Genomic DNA, 17931 nt, shown 5'->3' with positions numbered 1-17931 from the left:
GGCTCGTCGGCGTCGGGAACTGTCGCGGCGTGCCGGCTAGAGCGTCTGCACCTTCTCGATCAGCCCCTGCAGGTAGGCCTGAAGCCGCGGCGTCGTCTCCACCGCCGGCCGCGGAGTCATCGACGGCCGATCCGCCAGATCCACCATCCACGCCCGCTGCAGCAGCAGCTCCTGCCGCTGCGTTAACGCCGCCAACCGCACCAGGTCCATCTGAGTCGCCCCCGGGTACAGCGTCTCCATGGTCTCCTCCAGCGGGGCCTCGTCTACCGGATCCTCCCCGATCCGCATCCACCGGTCCGGGTCCTGTTCCCACTCCCTGGCCTCCGCGGCGAGGGCCTCCTCCACGCTGTCCTGAACCTGCTGCGGGTCCGACCCCGGATTCGCCTCGTAGTTTCGCCTCATCGTCGTGTCCTTCCGGTAGCTGCGAGAACAGGTCGCCCTGGCCCTGATCGTTTCCGGCCATTCTAGATACTCCTTCACGCGCTCTTGAGGGCAACCAATCACCTGGTTGCCCTCTCAAGCCCCTCATTGTCGTGATGAACCAAACATTCCCTGGCGGGTATCAGCCCATGTCAGGCCCGCCCGATCCCGGCTGCGCGGCCTCCCAGGTCGTGGCCGTCTCGGCCTGCGCGCTCGGGGAGGTCTCGGCCCGCGGGTTCTGGTGCAGATCCGCGGAGGCGAACATCAGCGACGGCGAGACCTCCGAGGCCCAGATCTTGTGGTTGATCCCCGCCTCACCGTTCTTGTTCACGTATGGGCTGGCGGTGTAGCTGCCCTCCACGGAGACCCGATCACCCTTGTGCAGACTCTCGCCCACGTTCTGCGCCAGATTCCCCAGCCGCGAGCTGTCAGCGTCGACGGCGACGTCGAAGTAGTTCGGTTCCCCGTCCTCCCACTGCTGGGCCTCGCGGTTGAACTGCCGGTTGTTCTCCGCCAACGTGAACGTCGTCAGCCGCTTCCCGGACTTCAACTGGACCGCCTCGGGATCCTTGACCAGGTTCCCGGTGACGCGGAAGTCGTTGATATTCGGTCGTGCCATGACAGAGCTCCTCTCCTCGGTGATGTCTGTCATGACCTATTGCCCCGGCCGGCCCGATTCGACAGTGACTTACGTACCAGCCAGTACGAGAAAAGCCGCCCACCCCAGCGGGGTAGGCGGCTCATCCTCACCACGAAGACCAGTCCGTCGGTCAGTCCATCGACGGACTCGCCTGCGGCCTGGCCGGCTCAGCCTGCACGCTGGGGGAGGCCTTCCGCTGCGGGCCGGTATCCGGCGGCAGATCGTTCGGCGCGGCACCGTAGCTTTCGACGTCGGCCTCGATCTCGTCCCACCCGGAGACGTCCGCGCCGTTGACGTTCGCCGCGCCGGCCACGCGCGTGTTCGTCGTCGGGGAGGTCTCCACACGTGCGTTGTGCACCACGGCCTCCGGAACGGTCTCCGGCACAACGACATCGGCGCCGTCGATGAAGCTGGCCTTGCCGGGATCGACGTCGTCGATCTCAGTCTCTGATGTCACCACCGACCATCCGTGTTCCTGCAGCCAGTCGTGCGCAGTCTCCCGGTCGGTCAGGGTCCCGCCGCGCAGCTTGTTCTTCTCCGCCACGGTCTCAGCCAGCACCCAGTGATCGCCGCCGACGTTGATCATCTCCCCGCCGCCACGTCTGGTGGCATCACGCTCATCCGAGTGAAGCCCCTCCGGGGAGAGGTCCTTCAGGTTGGTGACCATCGGGTCCTCGGTGTCGACGAAGCCGACGCGCTTACCGTCCTCGTTCTTCACCTCGACGTGCTTGTCCCACTCGGACTTGTCCTTCGGCGCCCAGTCCGGGTCCTTAAACGCCTGCTTCATCCGCTCCTTGCTCGGAGCCTTCATCTTCAGCTTCCGCGCGGACTCAACGGCCATGACGAACAGCTCCTCGAGCAGCTGTTCGTAGTCGTGATCCAGTTCCTCAGCCATGATCTACTCCTCCGTCTCGGTCTGGCTGATGTCGCGCATGGAGCTCATGCGCAGCACCCACTCGTCGGTCTCGTGCTCGCGGTACTCCCACCACGACCGGGTCAGGTTCTCGCCCACCGCCGCCGCCGTGGCCCGGGGCTGGCCCTCACCATCGAAGGCCAGATACGGCTGACGCACGAACATCGGAGAGGGCTCGGCGCCTGCCCCAACCGTCACGGGCTCACTACTGGTGACGTTGCCCTGCTCATCTGCGATGACCATGCGCCACTGCCCGGCCTCGAGCTCGTCCTCCATGTCGATAACCTCCACGAGATGATCGGCCCACAGGGCCTCGTCGACCTGCAGAGCTCCAGGCTCTCGGCTGGTGCCGTATTCGGGCGGGGGATTGTGCTTCTTCGCGGAAACACACCGCTGAGCCGAGGAGTTCTTCAGCCGCTCGTACACCCCAGGCAAGTAGTTGTGCCAGGACGTGAGCGGCATGACCGAGGCCGCGCCCTCCTCCCAGACCTTGTACTCGGCGTTGGCGGCCGCCCACAGCTCCGCGACGAGCTCCCGATGCTTGAACCAGCACGGTGGCACCAGAGCGGTCGAGAGGTTGTAGTCCAGGACGAACCAGTCCACCCATTCCCGCAACCAACCCCACGCCTCGCGCTTCTCCACGGGGTCGGTGATCTCGCGCCACCGCTTCCCCAAGAAGCGCGGCTGGGAGCTGTCTGCCCCATCGAGTGAGGAGTCGAGGAACGCGCCCACGTCGCCGGCGGATTCCTGCGCGGCGATGTCATCCCATTCAGCCTCACCGGCCGCGGCGTCTCGTTCCTCCTTCTCTTCGACGGGCTTCAGTGCTGACCAATCCAGTGCCATCGTTACTTCCTTTCTCCGGGATGCCCCAGCAACATCGCTTCGATCCGATCCATCAGCTGCACGACGGCGTCCCAACGTGAGATCCCCTGTGCTCTGGTGAGGTTCGTGACTGCGTCGTGACACCTGAGGTCAATAAAGACCTGCTCGCTCTCGTCGATCTCCACTGGGAACCGAGCCCCGTCACGGTAGGGCCGCTGGCAGAGGAAACAGGTGGTCTTGCCGTGGATCATGAGGGCTGGTTCCTTCTCACTTCGTCTCTCATATTGGTGATGATGCGGATCGAGGCCCGATGCCTGGACCACCCCCGGTAGGAGCGGGAAAAATCGAGGATCTCGTGAAGTCGTTGATGATGTAATCGACAGATCAGGATCACATCCTCCGGGCGTTCTGCCGAGACCCACCGTCCGTCCGAGCGTTGATGGACCCGGTCATAGGACATGTGGTGCAGATCCAACGGGTTCTCGTCTTTTCCGCGTCGGAGGCAAACCTGGCAGACCGGGACCTTCCCCGCCGCGGCGATCGCTTCGAAGTATTCGCGTCGGAAGCGCTGCCAGGCGGGGGAGTGCAGGTAGCCCTCGCGATACGCGGAGGCTGCCGCACCGTGCTTGCGTCGAAGGGAGCTACCCATTGGACCTTCACGACCTCACCGATGCCGGCGGGGCCTTATCAACCCGAGCCTGCTTCATCTGATCCTCGAAGGCCCGCTGAGAGGCCTTGATCTCCTTGGCGTCCTTCCGGTCGATCCAGCGGACCATCTTCATCAGCACCGGGCGAGCATTCCGGTTCAGCAGCAGGCCCCACCCGGAGGGGATGCGCCGCAGCTCGGCCACGGTGAACACCTGCTTGTCCTGGAGGTTGTTCGAGTGCGTGGTGCCCTGGTTCGACCATGACTTCTGCTTCTGCTTCACCTCGCGCTGGCCTGCCAGCTCCACGAATCGCCGTAGCTCCGTGTCATTGTTCGACCCGCCGAGCTGGATCTGCAGGATCGCGCTGTCGATCAGAGCCTGGGCGTCCTGCTCGCCCCACTGGCCACGAGCCTGTGCGGGGGACTGGAACACGGCCAGCGTGGAGATGCCCACGCCGCCGCCGTCGGCCATGATCGTCGGCAGCTGCTTCCACGGCGCGATGTTCGCGATCTCGTCCAGGACCAGCGCCATCGGCGGGTCCAGGCGGTTCCCCGGCAACTGGAAGGCCATCTCCCGGCCGACGTCGACGATCTCGTCCATCAGAGCCACCAGGAACGGTGCGATCGCCGCGCCCCCGGACTTCGACCCGACCAGGTAGAGGGTGCCCTTCTGCTCGATGAAGGTCCGGGGATCCAGCGATTCCTCACCGGGGCCCGGATCTAGCGCCTCGGCCACTTCCGGGATCGTCAGCCCGGCCGTCGCTCCAGTCACGCCCATCCACTTATTGCCGCGGGTCCGAGCATCCGACTCGACCTCGCTGCGCAGATTCTCCGCCCAGCCCGGCGTCGCCGCCGGCGCCTCGCTCAGGATCTTCACGGCATCCCCGGCCAGGGCCGGGGACTGGCACCAGTTCGTGAACTCCGCAACGCGTACCCTCCCCAGTGCCGCGGCATGCAGCAGATACATCAGGATGATTTCGGCTTGCTGAGCCCATTCCTGGTTGTTCGACGACGTACCCAGCCCCGACGCCCCGATGAGCACCTGCGACCGCTTAGAGGCGCCGGCGGCGGTCTCACAGCCCTGGTAAGGGGACCACTTCAACGTCGACTTCACCCCGGAGCGGCCCTGCGGGTCGAAAACGGTACAGGGACCGATCTTCTTGCGCAGCTCCAGCGTTGCAGCGACGTTATCCCCGCGGGTTGAGGTGGTGATCACCGCGCCGGGAGAATCCAGGATCGCGTTGATGATGATGTAGAAGCCCTTACCGGAGCGCGGCGGGCCCAGAAGAATCACGGAGTCCTCCATGGACTGCCACACCTGCTGATAGTGCGAGCTGCCCAGAGTCCGTCCTACATCCTGCAGTCGCGGCTTATCCAGGGTGGGCCGGATCGACTTCGCTCTCTGCTTCAGTGCCTTGCGACCGGCCTTCCGGCGAACCTCTCGGCCTTTCGCGATGCCCTCGCGGTCCTTCAGATCACGCACGAACTTGATATCGGACTGCGTCCACGCGTGCCAGGCCAGGATCGTCACGACGACGACCACCAAGATCAGGATCACCAAGGCGATGGCGACCCCGCGGGACCATCCCGCCGAGGGCAGGCAAGTGTGCCCCTCCAGCCCGGAGACGTCCAGACCGCCGGCATACCCAGAGAAGATCTCCCGGAGCCCGTAGTTGGTCCAGGCTCCGCACGCGAAGTAGGTGGCCAGCCCGAAGATCAGCCAGGGGCCTCCCAGCAGCACAGCGACCAGGATCAGTGCTGCCGTGAGGAGGATCCCGCCGACGTTGCCGTTGTTCTGGTTCATGATGCTCTCCCTCCCTGATCCCCGCTCAGGCGGGAACCAGATCCTCGGCGTGGTCCTCGCCAGTGGTCTCGTCGGAGTCGTCGATGTTCATCTGCTTGTCCGTGTCGAAAATCGGGATCTCCGGAGCGGTGCGGATGTTGCGCACTACGAACCCCAGCCCGCCGAACTTCCACAGGCCGCGGCCTTCCGTGAAGCCCTCGATCTTCTCCCACTCACGTGAGGTCAGCCCCAGCGTCGACTTGGTCTGGTTCTTCTGGTCGGAGTTCTGGTGATAGATCACGCGAATATCCGAGTCCCCGAGCAGCGATAGTGCCTGGGCACGGGTCTTGGAGCCCACGTCACCGGCCATGTCCAGGTCGGAGAGCTTGTGCAAGACGAGGATGTTGAAGATGCCGTAGGCACGCGCGAGCTTCCACTGCGCGACCATCCGCTGCAGACTGCCCGGATCGTTCAGCGAGTCCAGGCCCTCCTCGTAGACCATGACCCGCTGGCCGAAGTCCCGAGAGGTCACCGCCGCCTCGGCCCACGTCTGGGTGCAGGCGTAGACGATCTTCCGTGCCTCGTCCGACAGACCTTCCAGCGCCTGGGTGTTGAACACCATCATCGGCGCCTCGGCGTCGAATTGGATGGTCGAGGGGCCATCGAACATCCCCTGCAGGTCGCCGTCGACCATGCGCGAGAGCGTGGCCTCCATCGACTCATAACCCTCCAGCAGAGCCTTCTTGCTCTGGGACTTCTCCGTCGGGGCCTCCAGCGCTTCAAGCACATCGGGGATGACCGGTGTGCGCAACGCCTGGACCTCGTGCTCGGTCCGCTCCTCCGCTTCCGCCCGCTGTGCGGCAGCGGCAATGGCCGCTTCCGCACGTTCCGCGGCTGCGGCAACGGCAACGTCCAGAGCCTGCCGCAGCGCCTTGTCCTCGTTCGCCGTGACCTTCCGATCCAGCAGAATCCCGGCAATGCTGCGCAGCAGAGCGAGCCGCCGGGCGCGCACGCGCTGCCGCCACGCCTCGTCGGTCATCTGTCGGCCCTCTTCATCGGTGGACGGCCGCTGGCCCTCGTCGAGAGGGTTGATCCGGTGCTTCATGCCGGAACCGATGGTGATGGACTTGCCGCCGACGAAGTCAGCGACCTTCGACCACTCGCCCTTCTTGTCCGTCATGATCAGGGCACGTCGGCCGGCCAGGACCATGCGCGCGACCAGGCACTTCACACAGGTGGACTTCCCCTGCCCGACGGAGCCGATGATGACCATCGACATGCCCTTGATGACCCCGGCCTTGTACAGCTCCCACGGGTCGAAGTAGAACCCGCCACCGCCGGACTCATCGACTCCCATGCAGACACCCGGAACTCCGAGACTTCCGGAAGCGACGAACGGGTACGCGCCGGCGGCAACGAAGCTGGTAGCGCGACGCAGCCGGCCGGAAACTCCGAGGCCCCCGCGGAAGTTCCACTTCCGCTTCGCGCCGCCGGCGTCGTACCGGCGGCCGGGGATGTAGCTGATCCGCTGCCGCTTGACCTCGCGGTCATACCGGCGGCGCAGCTTCCGCACCTGCAGCCGGTCGGATTTCGCCTCGTCCCTCTCGTCTTCACGTGAATGGAAGTGCAGGATGCCGAGCTCTTCCGGAAGCTCATTGGGCTGGTTCGTCATCAGTGTCCCCTTTACCTCTTGTCCGCGCCGAGACCGAGCAGGCACGCTCCGGCGAGGAATGCTTCAAACTGCTGCCCGTAGGCCGGTTCGATCCGCAACGATGCACGGGCGGCCGCCGAGCGGAGATCCCGCGTGTACTGCTCCAGCTGGTCCTTCGAATCGGCCGTGATCGTCACGAAGCCACGGAAGGCGGTCTCCGAAGCGCCGCCGACCATCTGGTCCTCACGCGACTCGAGGTCCTCGCGCTCTCGCTCCTGTTCACGCGAGACGCGCCGTCCCATCCGCCGCGCCATGTTCTCGGCGTTGTCCGCGTCCTTGATCTCGTTGTTGATCTTGCGCAGCGCGGATTCATCGTTGCCGCGCTTGTGCAGCAGGCTCACGCTGTGCCGGAACTCCAGGTCCAGCACGAGCTTCTCCATGAATCCCGGGCGGACCGGCTTCAGCGGCCACTCCTCGATGACGAAGGCCCGGTGCCAGACGTTGTCAACGCGCAGGTGGTCCCAGAATCGCTTCGCTCCACGGGGGCCTCCCCTCCCAGAGACACCCTCCAGCAAGCCGATGGCTTCAGGGCTGAACGCCTCGTGGAGCAGTTCCAGCCGCTCGTCTACCCCGACCCAGTGGTCGATCTCGTACCCGTTGGAGTACAGATCAGCCTCCAAGGTCCCCATGTGGTAATCCGTGGTGCGCAGCAGACCGGCCATGCCTCCGCCGTTGCTCTTGATCTCATCGCGCATCTCCGGGATCCGCAGCGCGAAGGTGAGGTACTGCGGGTGATGAGTCATCACGTTCTGGCTCAGCAGATCCATGTATCCCTCATGGGCCACGGGGTTCAGCTTCGCTCCGGCATTTCCGCGCCGCGCGGCGTCCTCGTAGAACTGCTGCATCTGCTGACCGGTGGCCACCGTGGTGACGTCGGTGGGCACGATGTGCTCCACGACCCGGTGGGCACCGATGACGTCCTGGACGTTGGCCCACCGGTCCAGGATCTCTGCCTGATCGGTGTCGTCCTGCAGGGTGAAGTTGTGAGACTTCAGCCGCGCGGTGATCACGACCCGGTGGTGCATCGGATCATGAACGAGACCGTCACCATTCACAGTGCGGTAGGCCTTCAGCTCGTTCGCCGCGCCCGGGAGACGCATGTGAACCGGCGGGGGAGTCTTGGCGGGCACTTCCTCCTCCCACTCCAAGGCCTCCTTCTCCGCCCGTTCGTCCTCCTTCCGGGCTTTCTCCAACGCCCTCCGCTCTGCATTAGCGTCCTCATCCGGCCCCGCCGCAGCGTAGGTGTTCTGGCCAGAGAGCTTGCGCTGCAGGTGACGCTTCCCGATACCCATCCACTCGAACAGGTGCTTGCCCTTGTACCGGGCCCAGCCGAGGAATGCTCCGACCGGAATCAGGCACAGTGCCAGCAGGATCCCGAAGGGGAACGGCACCACGATGGAGATGAGCAGGATCAAGACGATGTCGATGCTCACCGCGATCAACGGCGCCGGGTCCAGACCCAGGATGATCCCACGCTTCTCCTTGCGGGGGAATGTAACGGTGTCGAGCTCGTACTCTTCGGACTGTGTACTCATGAATTACCTCTTCCTCAGCCGGGACAGCGCCCCGGCACCACGACCGAGCCCCCGAATGGGAGCGTTTGCTGCTCGACCCAGCGACTGTTCCTGCCCGCTAACCGCACCGGCGGCGGTGAAGCTGACGAAGCTGACGGCCGCGAAGGGCATGGCGATCGCCAGGACCAACCCGGCCATACCGGCGGCGAACTGCATCCCGGAATCGGCGTAGTTGAACACGGTGGAACTCAGAACGATCAGCCCCGCCGCGAACGGCTTGGCCAGGCCGAGCCCGACGACGATCTTCAGCCAGGACCCGAACCAGCTCTTTGTGACCTCGAAGGCCAGGGACGACACCGCCCAGCCGGCCAGCGAAGACAGGATGATGATCCCCATCGACCGCAGGGCCATGACGAATCCGAGTACGAGAGACAATCCCCAGATGAGGAACATCAGCAGCAGCGGAACGATCAGCACCCAGCCGCCGGACTTGTCCATCACGCCCTGCCACATGAAGTAGTTCTCTTGGATGCCCGTGAGCTTCCCGTCGGTGATCTGGATGCCGAAGATCCTCATGAACACCGCCATGTTCTGATCCCCGCCACGGTCGAGGATGTACGCCGCGACTTCGTCCATGCCCGCGGTGAACATCTGCACGATCCAGACCATGATGTAGGTCATCGGGATGCCGAAGAACGCCCCACATGCTGCTCGGGCCAAGCCGATGGATGATCCCCGGAAGACCGAGAGCACCACCTGCAGGGCCACGAGCAGCACGATCATGGGCGCTACGACGGGCATCCACATCATCAGCACGCCATCGTTGCTGGCCGTGCCAAGGACAGCCGCCCACCAGGACTCGTCGACGTCGCTAGCGGAGAAGGCGTCGACCAAGAACTGGTTCGCCTGTACGGCGAAGTTCTCGATCACACCGAAGAAACTCTCCCCGGAATCGTCGAAGATCGCTTTGAAATCGAAAGCCATCTGCTTCTCACCTCCTTCTATAGCGACGCGACTTCTAGACGATGGCCAGGCCGGAGGCCCAGTAGACGAGTCCGGAAGCGGCGGCGATGATGGCACAGACGACCAAGCCCCACAGGATGACGCCGACGCCGATCTGCTGCAGCTGACCGCTGTGGGAGATCTTGGAGATCCCCAAGAGCAGGGCGCCAACGATGAGCACAGCGACCATGCCCAGCAGCGCAGTCGCGGCGATGTATCCGACGACGGTCCGGCCCGTGGCCATCCACGGCGCGCCACCGTCAGGGGTGACACCGGGGTCGTAGGCCTCGGCCATCAGCGACCCGGCCCGACTCGCGCCGATGACAATTTCGGTAGCGAGAGCGTTCATGAGATTTCTCCTTGAATTGAGATTTGCTTTCGGGATTCAGAATTTCTTCGGAGGGCCACACGTCGCTGCGTCGTAACCGTTGGCTTCCCACCACGCGTCTTCATCGCGTTCCATTCCGAGGAAATCTCCCTTGGTTTTGTAATTCACCTTGACCTGGTAGCACGGGTCCAACTCTTCGGAGCACTCATCTCCACCCTTTTGGGGCTTGAAATGCAGCTCAACGTTGTAGTTCTTCGCGACGTCGCCGCTGAGAATGTTCCCGTCGCCGTCAAAGTCAAAATGAACATCGTTCTGTTCTTCGAATCTGCTCTCGCCGATCACGGCCTTGGTCTTCTCGAGGTCGTCAGCGGTCTTCAAGCTCACTGGCTCGCAGTCGTTGACGGTCTCGTAGGCCGGGGTGACACGCTCGGGTTCGGTCATCTTCGCGGGCGCGTAGAGCTGGGAGCCCCACAGGACCGCGCCGGAAACCGACCCGAGGATGACAGCCCCAGCCCCGGCCTTGGCGATGTCTAGGGGGTCCCAGTGGACCCCGAACAGCTTCTTGCCCTGCTTGCTGAAAGCAACGCCTACGCAGACGATGACCAGACCAAGCACGATCGCCAGGAAACATGCACCGAGCATCATCCCGACCCAACTGGTGAGCTCAGGCAGCTCGAGGGATGAATCTCTTCCAGCCGCAGCGAGAATCAACTGATCCTCCTTCCTCCATGAATGCCCGTGCGTCCACGGACTCAGGAGTTATTGCTCCGGCTCATGCTCCTCGTAAGGCAGGAGAAGGTGTAACAATCTGGAGGCAGATCAGCCCGCATGTTAATCTGGTATTGCAAATTGCAACGGAGGATTGACGAAATGTTCGGCTCACTTATCGCTATCAACGCAGTGGTGCTAGCTGCGGCAGTCGTCATCGGCCTGATCTTTTTCAAAGTCGGCCTGGGGATCCTCCGCGTCATACTCACGATCCTGTTCACCACGAAGCTTGGCGGGGTACTCCTGATCCTCGGTGGGCTCTACGTCGGCTACCGGGTGATGTTCTAGCCCCGGACACGTCGAAGGGGGACACCATGACTGGTGTCCCCCTTCGACGTGTCGACTGCTACCGGTAGGAATACTCGAGCACCGACCACCGGCCTGGCGACTCCTCCACAACCCAGACCGTGTACACACGCTCTCCGGACTGGATCGCCGGCGAACCATCCCCACGGATCCAATCCCACCGCGCAGAGAACTGGTAGGGGCGAACCTCGCGCCCCTCGGTATCGGCCGTGGGGGAGGTCAACGCCGGATTCTTGTACTCCGAGGCGATGTCATAATCGCTGATCTTCGGCTCCGTGAACGCACCCTGTTCCACGAGCTCCTCTGCCCAGCGCGAGCTCGTCTCTTGCGTCCCGTTCTGCTGTCCCTCGAGCCACCCGCTGAACAGCGGCCCGGAGCGGTCGACCGCGTCATGCTCGGACGCATCCTGGACGGTGTCCCATGTGGTCAGCGACGCCACCGCAGCACGCGCCACGCCCTCGGGCGAACCACGCTGAACGGAATCCATCGCGGGGAACGACACCGTCGCCGTCGGGGTTGACGTGGGACTCGCGGAGGACGAGCTGGTGACGTTCTCCGACGGTGCAGCAGATGGAACTGTCCTCTGCTCCCTCCCCGCCCGTAGGCCGGCATCGAAGATCAGGGAACCCACCACCACGAGCACGACGAGGGTAATTACAAGGCCAGACAACAGCCACGGCCACCGGGCACGGCGGCGCTGGCCTGCACCTACAGGTGTCCCATTTGGGACACCTGCCTCTCGCTCCCGCTGTCTCACCGGTCCTCCTCCTGAACCGTGGTCGTGTGATGACCCACGACCTCCCACTTCCCGCTGTGCATCTCCATGTAGACCATGATCTGCGCGCTGCCCCCGGGAACGGTCTCGCCGTCGCGGCCCTGCCACTCCCACTCGATCGTGAACCCACGGGCGACCTTGTCGTAATCGACGTTCTGGTCCACGTCTCCGCCTGTCCGGGAGACCTCGGGCACCGAATAAGCCTCGTGCTTGGCCGCGGCGCTGAACTGGCCCTGGATCGCGTTGCGCTCCGGCTGCGTCTGCTGGGCCGCCCACTCCTCGCTCATCAATGGCGCCGCCCGCAGTGCAGCGTCGGTCATCGTGGCGTCCATCGTCGAGTCCCAGCAGTGCATCACCGAGGCCGCCGTGTACCCGACGGAATCCGGGTCGTCTCGGTGAGCCGCGTCAACGTCCATGCAGTGCCCATCAGCCACCTGCATCTCGCTCGGTGACGGTGAGGCCTCCGAGGCCTCCTCCTCTGAGGAGCCGCACCCGGTTATCGCCAGGACCGCCAGCCCGATCACAGGCACGATCATCTTCTTCGTGGTGGTCATCATTCGGGCCAGGCCCCCTTCTCTTTCAGAATCGGCTCCGGATCAATGTTGTGGTCGTTGTATGGCATGGGAGGGTCCGGGGACTCCGGATCGTAGATCTCCAGATGCAAGTGCGTGGCTACGCCTCCACCGCCGCCGCCGGCGGTGTTGCCTTCCACGCCGATGATGTCGCCGCGCTTGAGCTCCTGGCCGTCTTCGACTTCGTTGGAGTTCATGTGGCAGAACGCGAAGAAGAACCCGGGTCCTTCTTTCTGTCGGGTCATCACGCACCCGTCATCGGCAAGGAAACCCACGACGGTCATATCGGTGGGAGCGATGATGTCCGTGCCATTGCTGTTGCCGGCACCTGGTGTTGCCAGATCAACTCCCACATGGTTCTGCGCCCAGGCAGGTAGGCCAGGGACATTACGGGGGCCGTACCCACTCGTGAACTGGCAACCCGGGCAGGGGTTCGTCCATTCACCGTCCCCCAGGTCCCCGTCCCACGCCGTGGCGGATCCCTTCGGGCTGCAATCCTCGGAGAACTTCGTCTGCCCGTTACCGGTGATCGTCTCGACATAGTGCCGCGTCTCGTCGTAGGGCGGCACTCCATCGTGCTGGTGAACAGCGCCGGGACCTGCGTTGTAGGCCGCGAGAGTCAGCCGGATCAGTTCATCTGAATCATCACCGGCCTGCTCGGAGACTTGCCCCTTCAAGTCCTTCATGTAGCGCCCGAGAGCAGCGATCCCGTCGTGCCCGTCGTGGATGTCTCCGCCCTCACCGTAGGTGGCCCAAGTGGCCGGCATGAACTGCGCGATACCCTGAGCACCGGCATGCGAACCCGCCGTCGGATCCCACTGCGATTCCTGTTGGATCTGTGCTGCGATGATCTGCTCAGGGATGCCCGCCTCCTCCGAAGCCTTCTTCACATCCTCGGCATACTCCGCGGGAACACTCGTGGATTTCCCCTCAGCGTCACCGCCCTCGCCTTCCTCGGAAGTGATCGAGCAGGAGTTGCCGGCCGTCTCCACCCGCTGTGATTCCGACTCGGCTTGCTCCGCACCCCCGGAGAGCCCGGCATTGATCAGCAGAAAAAGCATGAACGCCAACAGCAGCAGGGCGACACCGAAGAACGCCAAAATCGGACCGAACAGCTTCAGCAGGGCCGCTTTGATGCCGAACTTCGCGGCCTTCCCGGCCATGCTCATGGCGTGGCCTCACCATGGCTGTGCTGGTGCTCATCGACCTCCACGCCGTTCTCCACCGGTGTGAACCCCGACTCATCGTTACTGGAGGAGCCACCCATCAGGTAAACGATCCCCAGGCACCACAGCACGGCGACGACGATGGTCAACAGGCCGATAGCTGCCGCACGCCACCGGGAACCTGAGATCCAGTCACTGAAATCCTGGATCAGGTCCTTGCTGCTGTCGAAGTAGTCGCGGAGCTTGTTCCCCTCCGGAGCGTATTCGTCCTGGGGGACTTCCTCTTCGTTCCTCTTGAAAAGCTTCATACACAGTATTCCCGCCAGTACTCGTGGGGATCAGTCAGTCCAGTCGGCCGTTCTCGATCACCGAGCGGGCAACCATCAGCAGATGCGCCGTGCGCTTCAGGCATTGCCGGCAATAGCTCTCAGACCACCCGATCAGCCCGGCGATCTGCGAAGGAGTGACCTGGGCGAAGCCACCGGCGACGATGACCGCGCGGGTGATGACCTGCTGCCACACCCGGGACGCCTCGTCCTCATGCGGCAGGCACGCCAGCAGGTCACGGACCTTCACCGAGCTCCCGGCGGCCCCGTGCTCGCGCCGGTTCCAGTGCAACCGCAGCGCCTTATCCACGACGTGGACCATGTCCATGACGTTGCGGTGCGAATCCCGCAGTGCCGGCGCTTGCACACCCAGCTGCTTCGCCGCGCGTGCGACGTCGCCCTCACACGCCACGATCAGGTGCATGGACCGCTCGAACAGCTCCGGCTTCATCACCTGGCGGACCATGGCCAGGACCTCGGAGGCGTGGTTCCAGTCCCCGAGCCGGGCGACGACCTGCTCGGCAGAGCTCTCGGCCACGACGTCGTAGACCGTGGTGATCCCGGAGTCCGCAGCGTGCTCGATCTCGTCGTCGAGCCGGTTCCGTCGGTAGTCGTCCCTCACGTGCCGGCGGGCCTGCTTGTCAGCGATGCCCCCGATCCACTGCCGAAACGTTCCCCGTGAGGGGTCGTAGGCGTCGAGGTTCTCAGCCGCGGCGAGCCAGGTCTTCTGCCAGACATCGTCGACGTCACGGGCTCGCCCACTGCCGTTGAGCACCGAGTAGATCGTGCCGCGGGTCTGCTTCCAAGCCGTCAGCATCTCCTCGGTCCAGCTGTTGTTGTAGGTCTTCATCACGAGGCTCCTCTTCGAGCTTCACGCTGCTGCCGCACTTGCTCTCGGTAGGTGCGGCCATCAGCGGCACCCGACACCGCGTCCTCGGGCTGCGTGGCCAGGGAATCGGCACGACATGACGGGCAAGTACCGAGGTGGTCGATCTGGTGCACCGGACACGTCCGCAATGCAGCCGTGCCGCTGGTCTCGGCCAGCTGAGCACCAACCTCATCGGCTAGGAAGTCATCCCAGTCCGCCGCGGTGGCCCCGGTTTTGACCGTGAGCAGATCCTCCGCCTGGGAACGCAGCTCGGCCGGTTCACGGTTGATCCCGGCGGCGACGAACGCCAACGGAGACTTGACCCGCCCGCTGGCCCGATCCAGCACGATCGAGATCATGACCTCGAGCTGCTCATCGGAGACTCCGGACAGCACCGAACCGAGACGGCCGCGGAGCTGATCCAGGGACACGCCCCGGCAGACCTTCGCCGGGGAGGAATCCTCGTCTGTCTGTCCGTCCGTCTCCGGCGCAGCCGGCTCCGTCTTCGAGTTCGAATCGTTCTCAGACTGACGGGACTGACGGGTTAAGCGCGCACGCGTTCCTTTTAAGGCACCCGAGTCCTTGGACTCGAAAATGTCGCCTAGATCGTTCGAAACTGTCGGGTAGATCGGTCTAGGTGACAGAATGTCGCCTTGATCCTGACTAGGCGAAACGCATCTAGGCGACAAATTGTCGTGTAGATCAGCGTCAGCGCTGTCAGGCCCATCTTCGACAACATCGACGGGCACCTCGTAACGGCGGCGATCCTCATCCTGTTGCTTCTTGATTTCGGCCTGGCCGGGGTAGGCCCCCTTGGTGCCGGCCTGATCCAGGTGCAGCACGATGGCATCTGTCATTCGACCTCGTGCCCACTCCGGGTAGCGACGCTCGATGTGCAGGAGACCCATCTGCTCGAACTCCTTCAGCTGCCGCTGTACGGTGCGGACGGAGCAGTCAGCCTTCCAAGCCAGCTTCTTCTGGCCCATGTAGCACGCGCCGTCCGACTCTGCTTCGTCAGCGACGGAGAACAGGACGACGAACTGCGCTGGCTTCAGGGAGTGAGTGAACACCCAACTGGTGGCCGCGATCGACATTAGTTACTTCGCCTCCTCGAGCTCGAACAGTTCCGGCCGCTCTTCCTTCAGAGCGGTGAGCCGGTTCCGGCCGGTCCGGTCGGACTTGCCGAGGAACGCGCCGACCATCTTCCCAGTGACGGCCACGCCTTCCGCGTGCTGGGACTTCACCCACGCGACCAGACCATCAGGATCCGACTCGGAAGGAGCAGGCTCAGCCGGGGCGGAACGGCTTTCCGCCGGCTCTTTCTGCCCCTGCCGCTCAACCGGCCCCGGGACGTCCTTGACGGGCCCCTGCGGCTCCCTCACGGGCTCGCCTGGCTTCCAAGACGCAAACTGAGTAGCCGGCTGAGGGTCAAAGATGCGAGATGCCGCCTGTTCGTTCCGCAACGGTGCTGCCGGTGCAGAGACCGGGCGATCAGCGGGCCGCTGCTCGTCCGCGACCACCGGTGCTTCCGCCGGGGTCGCTTCCGCTGGCACCTCGGCAAGCGGCAAGGGTGCCGCCGTATCTTCCGCAGCGTCGTCATCCGCTTCCGTGGCCTCCGGTTCCGCTTCCGCGACGACTTCCGGCAGCGCCGGTGCCGCGGCAAAGGCCAGACGCGAGATCTCCTCCGTGGCGGCGAAGACCGCCACCGGGGCCATGGCTGCGATGCCAGCACCGATCCAGCTCTGCATAGTCGTCTCCGTCTCGCCGGCCGCCAGCGCGTGCGCTGCGTTGGCGATCACCGAGATCAGAGTGAAGGCTCCCAGCGTCGTCCAGGTCGGCCAGACCTTCTCCTGTCGAGAACGATGGATCACCGCGGCCATGGAGTACGCCAGGATCGCAATGTCGATGAACACCGGCACCGCCCAGCGCATCCACACCGGCAAACCGACCCACCCGGCAACATCGTGCAGGCCGTTGAAGCTGACCATGAACGACGTCAGCCCGAGTGTGCAGATCAGCACGACGGTCAGCCAGAGCGTGGACCGGGAGTCCGGGTTGATCCGAGGGCCGGAAGACTTCGACACGGGGGTATCTCCTGCTTGGTAGGATGAGCGCAGTTGGGCCCGGTTTCTTGCTGTGGTTTTCAACTGGGCGGGGGTCGTCGTCTCGGTCAAAGGATTGACGGCCTCCGCTTTTTCACGCCTGTGACTGCTAGGCATCTGCATCACTCCTCAGCTGCTCCACTACGCGGTCCAGCGTTGCCACCGCGACCTCGAGGTGCTTGGAGATCATTGACGGCTGGGTAATCGGAGCCTGGTTCAGGCGGAAGCAGTCGAGCATCCCGGCAGAGGCCAGCAGGGAGCTCGTCAGCACGCCCACGATGCGGTCGGTGATCTCCTCCGGCGCGTACTTCATGCTGGAGGCTTCCAACGAGGACTTCATCGAGATCTCAGCGGCCTTGACCTTCTCGATCACCTCTTCGAGACCGTGGTCCTCCACCGTGTCCTCGGCGGTCTCCATGCCGGGGAAAGTGATTTCCTCCAGTGCATCTTCAACGCTGAGGTCGGGAGTAGCAGATACCGTCTCCGGTGCAGCGGTGAACCCCTCGATCCCGATGTCATCGGCGTCCATGTCGAGCATCGACTCATCGAGCTCATCCAGCTTCCCCTCCGAGGCCTCCGACTCAGGAGCGGGCGCAGAGGCCTTCTTCTCCTGCTTAGGCTTCGGCGACGCGTAGACCTTGCCGTCGACACCGACTCGGTCCTCCCGGGCATCCACCAGCCCTTCGTCCTCGGCCTGCTTCAGCAGGCGTGCCGCCGTATTCTTCGAGAGGTCAGTAGCTGACGCGATCGCACGAAGGCTCATGCCTGACTCGCTCAGCTCAGCGACGGTAGCTGTACGGTCCTCCTTCGGCGGCGTCAGCATCAGATCTCCGAACTGATCCGAGCAATACGCGTCCCAGCTCTCGTACCCCAGCGAGACCCACGCGCGCTTCTCCCACGCCATGCGGATCAGGTGATGAGTGCTGGACAGCCCCTTGCGGATCTCCTTCGTCAGGCGACTCGCCTGTGCTTCGGTCAGCTGTTCGGTTTCATCAACCAGGGTCGTCTCGTAGTGCTCAATCTGCTCGTTCATCGCGCTTTCCTTCCTCTGGGATCGTGACCAGAGAGCTGTACGAGACTCCGAGAGCTCTCGCCAGATCAGCTAGTTCCTTCACGTTGAACGGGTACTTCCCGTTGATCCGATGACTGAACGCCACGCGGCTCATGCCGATGGCCTCAGCTGCTTTGGCCTGTGACCAGCCCTTCCGTGCAAGGACTGCGCGGACGTTGAGTCCGACTTCAAGTGCTGTCGTCATGGGAGCAACGGTA

The 17931-nt window shown here is 64.0% G+C and carries 21 protein-coding genes; 1 reads left to right on the top strand and 20 read right to left on the bottom strand.

Going from position 1 to position 17931, the window contains the following annotated elements:
- Window positions 1–36: 36 nt before the first annotated feature.
- The 11 genes from NBM05_RS07385 to NBM05_RS07335 all read right to left on the bottom strand — a co-directional run bounded on the left by NBM05_RS07385 (window position 37) and on the right by NBM05_RS07335 (window position 10490).
- Window positions 37–402: a hypothetical protein gene (locus NBM05_RS07385; protein ID WP_254166219.1), complete on the bottom strand. Its 366-nt coding sequence runs from the start codon at window positions 400–402 to the stop codon at window positions 37–39.
- Window positions 403–562: 160 nt separating this feature from the next.
- Complete coding sequence (locus NBM05_RS07380) at window positions 563–1039, bottom strand: single-stranded DNA-binding protein (protein ID WP_254166217.1); 477 nt, start codon at window positions 1037–1039, stop codon at window positions 563–565.
- A 151-nt stretch (window positions 1040–1190) separates the two neighbouring features.
- Complete coding sequence (locus NBM05_RS07375; protein WP_254166215.1) at window positions 1191–1955, bottom strand: hypothetical protein; 765 nt, start codon at window positions 1953–1955, stop codon at window positions 1191–1193.
- A gap of 3 nt (window positions 1956–1958) precedes the next feature.
- The gene (locus NBM05_RS07370; protein ID WP_254166213.1) at window positions 1959–2816 is read right to left on the bottom strand and encodes a hypothetical protein; all 858 of its coding nucleotides are present in this window, start codon (window positions 2814–2816) and stop codon (window positions 1959–1961) included.
- A gap of 2 nt (window positions 2817–2818) precedes the next feature.
- Window positions 2819–3046 (bottom strand): hypothetical protein, encoded by a 228-nt coding sequence (locus NBM05_RS07365; RefSeq protein ID WP_254166212.1) that lies wholly within the window; start codon window positions 3044–3046, stop codon window positions 2819–2821.
- A gap of 405 nt (window positions 3047–3451) precedes the next feature.
- Window positions 3452–5245, bottom strand: a complete 1794-nt coding sequence (locus tag NBM05_RS07360; RefSeq protein ID WP_254166211.1) for a type IV secretory system conjugative DNA transfer family protein — start codon at window positions 5243–5245, stop codon at window positions 3452–3454.
- A 25-nt stretch (window positions 5246–5270) separates the two neighbouring features.
- Window positions 5271–6896, bottom strand: coding sequence for a putative type IV secretion/conjugal transfer ATPase (locus tag NBM05_RS07355; RefSeq protein WP_254166210.1), 1626 nt, complete (start codon window positions 6894–6896; stop codon window positions 5271–5273).
- Between the two features lie 11 nt (window positions 6897–6907).
- Window positions 6908–8470: an SCO6880 family protein gene (locus NBM05_RS07350; protein WP_254166209.1), complete on the bottom strand. Its 1563-nt coding sequence runs from the start codon at window positions 8468–8470 to the stop codon at window positions 6908–6910.
- 3 nt (window positions 8471–8473) lie between these two features.
- Window positions 8474–9433, bottom strand: a complete 960-nt coding sequence (locus NBM05_RS07345; RefSeq protein WP_254166208.1) for a type IV secretion system protein — start codon at window positions 9431–9433, stop codon at window positions 8474–8476.
- 34 nt (window positions 9434–9467) lie between these two features.
- Window positions 9468–9800 (bottom strand): hypothetical protein, encoded by a 333-nt coding sequence (locus NBM05_RS07340; protein WP_254166207.1) that lies wholly within the window; start codon window positions 9798–9800, stop codon window positions 9468–9470.
- A 36-nt stretch (window positions 9801–9836) separates the two neighbouring features.
- Window positions 9837–10490 (bottom strand): hypothetical protein, encoded by a 654-nt coding sequence (locus tag NBM05_RS07335; protein WP_254166205.1) that lies wholly within the window; start codon window positions 10488–10490, stop codon window positions 9837–9839.
- A gap of 159 nt (window positions 10491–10649) precedes the next feature.
- Between NBM05_RS07335 and NBM05_RS07330 the strand changes: the two genes are divergently transcribed.
- Window positions 10650–10835 (top strand): hypothetical protein, encoded by a 186-nt coding sequence (locus NBM05_RS07330; RefSeq protein WP_254166203.1) that lies wholly within the window; start codon window positions 10650–10652, stop codon window positions 10833–10835.
- 58 nt (window positions 10836–10893) lie between these two features.
- Here NBM05_RS07330 and NBM05_RS07325 read toward each other — a convergent pair whose 3' ends face one another.
- From NBM05_RS07325 to NBM05_RS07285, 9 genes are all read right to left on the bottom strand, one after another.
- Window positions 10894–11340, bottom strand: coding sequence for a hypothetical protein (locus NBM05_RS07325; protein ID WP_254166201.1), 447 nt, complete (start codon window positions 11338–11340; stop codon window positions 10894–10896).
- Window positions 11341–11606: 266 nt separating this feature from the next.
- Window positions 11607–12185, bottom strand: coding sequence for a hypothetical protein (locus tag NBM05_RS07320; protein WP_254166199.1), 579 nt, complete (start codon window positions 12183–12185; stop codon window positions 11607–11609).
- A complete protein-coding gene (locus tag NBM05_RS07315; protein ID WP_254166197.1) occupies window positions 12182–13363 on the bottom strand; it encodes a transglycosylase SLT domain-containing protein in 1182 nt (393 codons plus the stop codon). Before NBM05_RS07315 ends, NBM05_RS07320 begins: the two co-directional genes overlap by 4 nt.
- A 2-nt stretch (window positions 13364–13365) precedes the next feature.
- Complete coding sequence (locus NBM05_RS07310) at window positions 13366–13674, bottom strand: hypothetical protein (RefSeq protein WP_254166196.1); 309 nt, start codon at window positions 13672–13674, stop codon at window positions 13366–13368.
- A 34-nt stretch (window positions 13675–13708) separates the two neighbouring features.
- Window positions 13709–14542, bottom strand: a complete 834-nt coding sequence (locus NBM05_RS07305) for an RNA polymerase sigma factor (RefSeq protein WP_254166195.1) — start codon at window positions 14540–14542, stop codon at window positions 13709–13711.
- The gene (locus NBM05_RS07300; protein ID WP_254166194.1) at window positions 14542–15654 is read right to left on the bottom strand and encodes a helix-turn-helix domain-containing protein; all 1113 of its coding nucleotides are present in this window, start codon (window positions 15652–15654) and stop codon (window positions 14542–14544) included. The genes NBM05_RS07305 and NBM05_RS07300 overlap by 1 nt, the downstream gene beginning before the upstream one ends.
- Before the next feature lie 3 nt (window positions 15655–15657).
- Window positions 15658–16779, bottom strand: coding sequence for a DUF2637 domain-containing protein (locus tag NBM05_RS07295; protein ID WP_254166193.1), 1122 nt, complete (start codon window positions 16777–16779; stop codon window positions 15658–15660).
- Window positions 16772–17695, bottom strand: a complete 924-nt coding sequence (locus tag NBM05_RS07290) for a winged helix-turn-helix domain-containing protein (RefSeq protein ID WP_254166192.1) — start codon at window positions 17693–17695, stop codon at window positions 16772–16774. The genes NBM05_RS07295 and NBM05_RS07290 overlap by 8 nt, the downstream gene beginning before the upstream one ends.
- Window positions 17679–17918: a helix-turn-helix domain-containing protein gene (locus tag NBM05_RS07285; protein ID WP_254166191.1), complete on the bottom strand. Its 240-nt coding sequence runs from the start codon at window positions 17916–17918 to the stop codon at window positions 17679–17681. Before NBM05_RS07285 ends, NBM05_RS07290 begins: the two co-directional genes overlap by 17 nt.
- Between the last annotated feature and the right edge of the window lie 13 nt (window positions 17919–17931).

It is taken from the genome of Rothia santali, assembly GCF_024199905.1.
In the GTDB taxonomy this organism is placed as follows: domain Bacteria; phylum Actinomycetota; class Actinomycetes; order Actinomycetales; family Micrococcaceae; genus Rothia; species Rothia santali.
Note: the sequence above shows the minus strand (reverse complement) of the source record. Positions and strands in the feature narration are given on the sequence as shown.

Bases quoted from the DNA above. Each gene is read 5' to 3' on its own strand.
- NBM05_RS07385 (WP_254166219.1), bottom strand. From the start codon at position 402: ATGAGGCGAAACTACGAGGCGAATCCGGGGTCGGACCCGCAGCAGGTT.
- NBM05_RS07380 (WP_254166217.1), bottom strand. From the start codon at position 1,039: ATGGCACGACCGAATATCAACGACTTCCGCGTCACCGGGAACCTGGTC.
- NBM05_RS07375 (WP_254166215.1), bottom strand. From the start codon at position 1,955: ATGGCTGAGGAACTGGATCACGACTACGAACAGCTGCTCGAGGAGCTG.
- NBM05_RS07370 (WP_254166213.1), bottom strand. From the start codon at position 2,816: ATGGCACTGGATTGGTCAGCACTGAAGCCCGTCGAAGAGAAGGAGGAA.
- NBM05_RS07365 (WP_254166212.1), bottom strand. From the start codon at position 3,046: ATGATCCACGGCAAGACCACCTGTTTCCTCTGCCAGCGGCCCTACCGT.
- NBM05_RS07360 (WP_254166211.1), bottom strand. From the start codon at position 5,245: ATGAACCAGAACAACGGCAACGTCGGCGGGATCCTCCTCACGGCAGCA.
- NBM05_RS07355 (WP_254166210.1), bottom strand. From the start codon at position 6,896: ATGACGAACCAGCCCAATGAGCTTCCGGAAGAGCTCGGCATCCTGCAC.
- NBM05_RS07350 (WP_254166209.1), bottom strand. From the start codon at position 8,470: ATGAGTACACAGTCCGAAGAGTACGAGCTCGACACCGTTACATTCCCC.
- NBM05_RS07345 (WP_254166208.1), bottom strand. From the start codon at position 9,433: ATGGCTTTCGATTTCAAAGCGATCTTCGACGATTCCGGGGAGAGTTTC.
- NBM05_RS07340 (WP_254166207.1), bottom strand. From the start codon at position 9,800: ATGAACGCTCTCGCTACCGAAATTGTCATCGGCGCGAGTCGGGCCGGG.
- NBM05_RS07330 (WP_254166203.1), top strand. From the start codon at position 10,650: ATGTTCGGCTCACTTATCGCTATCAACGCAGTGGTGCTAGCTGCGGCA.
- NBM05_RS07325 (WP_254166201.1), bottom strand. From the start codon at position 11,340: ATGGATTCCGTTCAGCGTGGTTCGCCCGAGGGCGTGGCGCGTGCTGCG.
- NBM05_RS07320 (WP_254166199.1), bottom strand. From the start codon at position 12,185: ATGATGACCACCACGAAGAAGATGATCGTGCCTGTGATCGGGCTGGCG.
- NBM05_RS07315 (WP_254166197.1), bottom strand. From the start codon at position 13,363: ATGGCCGGGAAGGCCGCGAAGTTCGGCATCAAAGCGGCCCTGCTGAAG.
- NBM05_RS07310 (WP_254166196.1), bottom strand. From the start codon at position 13,674: ATGAAGCTTTTCAAGAGGAACGAAGAGGAAGTCCCCCAGGACGAATAC.
- NBM05_RS07305 (WP_254166195.1), bottom strand. From the start codon at position 14,542: ATGAAGACCTACAACAACAGCTGGACCGAGGAGATGCTGACGGCTTGG.
- NBM05_RS07300 (WP_254166194.1), bottom strand. From the start codon at position 15,654: ATGTCGATCGCGGCCACCAGTTGGGTGTTCACTCACTCCCTGAAGCCA.
- NBM05_RS07295 (WP_254166193.1), bottom strand. From the start codon at position 16,779: ATGCCTAGCAGTCACAGGCGTGAAAAAGCGGAGGCCGTCAATCCTTTG.
- NBM05_RS07290 (WP_254166192.1), bottom strand. From the start codon at position 17,695: ATGAACGAGCAGATTGAGCACTACGAGACGACCCTGGTTGATGAAACC.
- NBM05_RS07285 (WP_254166191.1), bottom strand. From the start codon at position 17,918: ATGACGACAGCACTTGAAGTCGGACTCAACGTCCGCGCAGTCCTTGCA.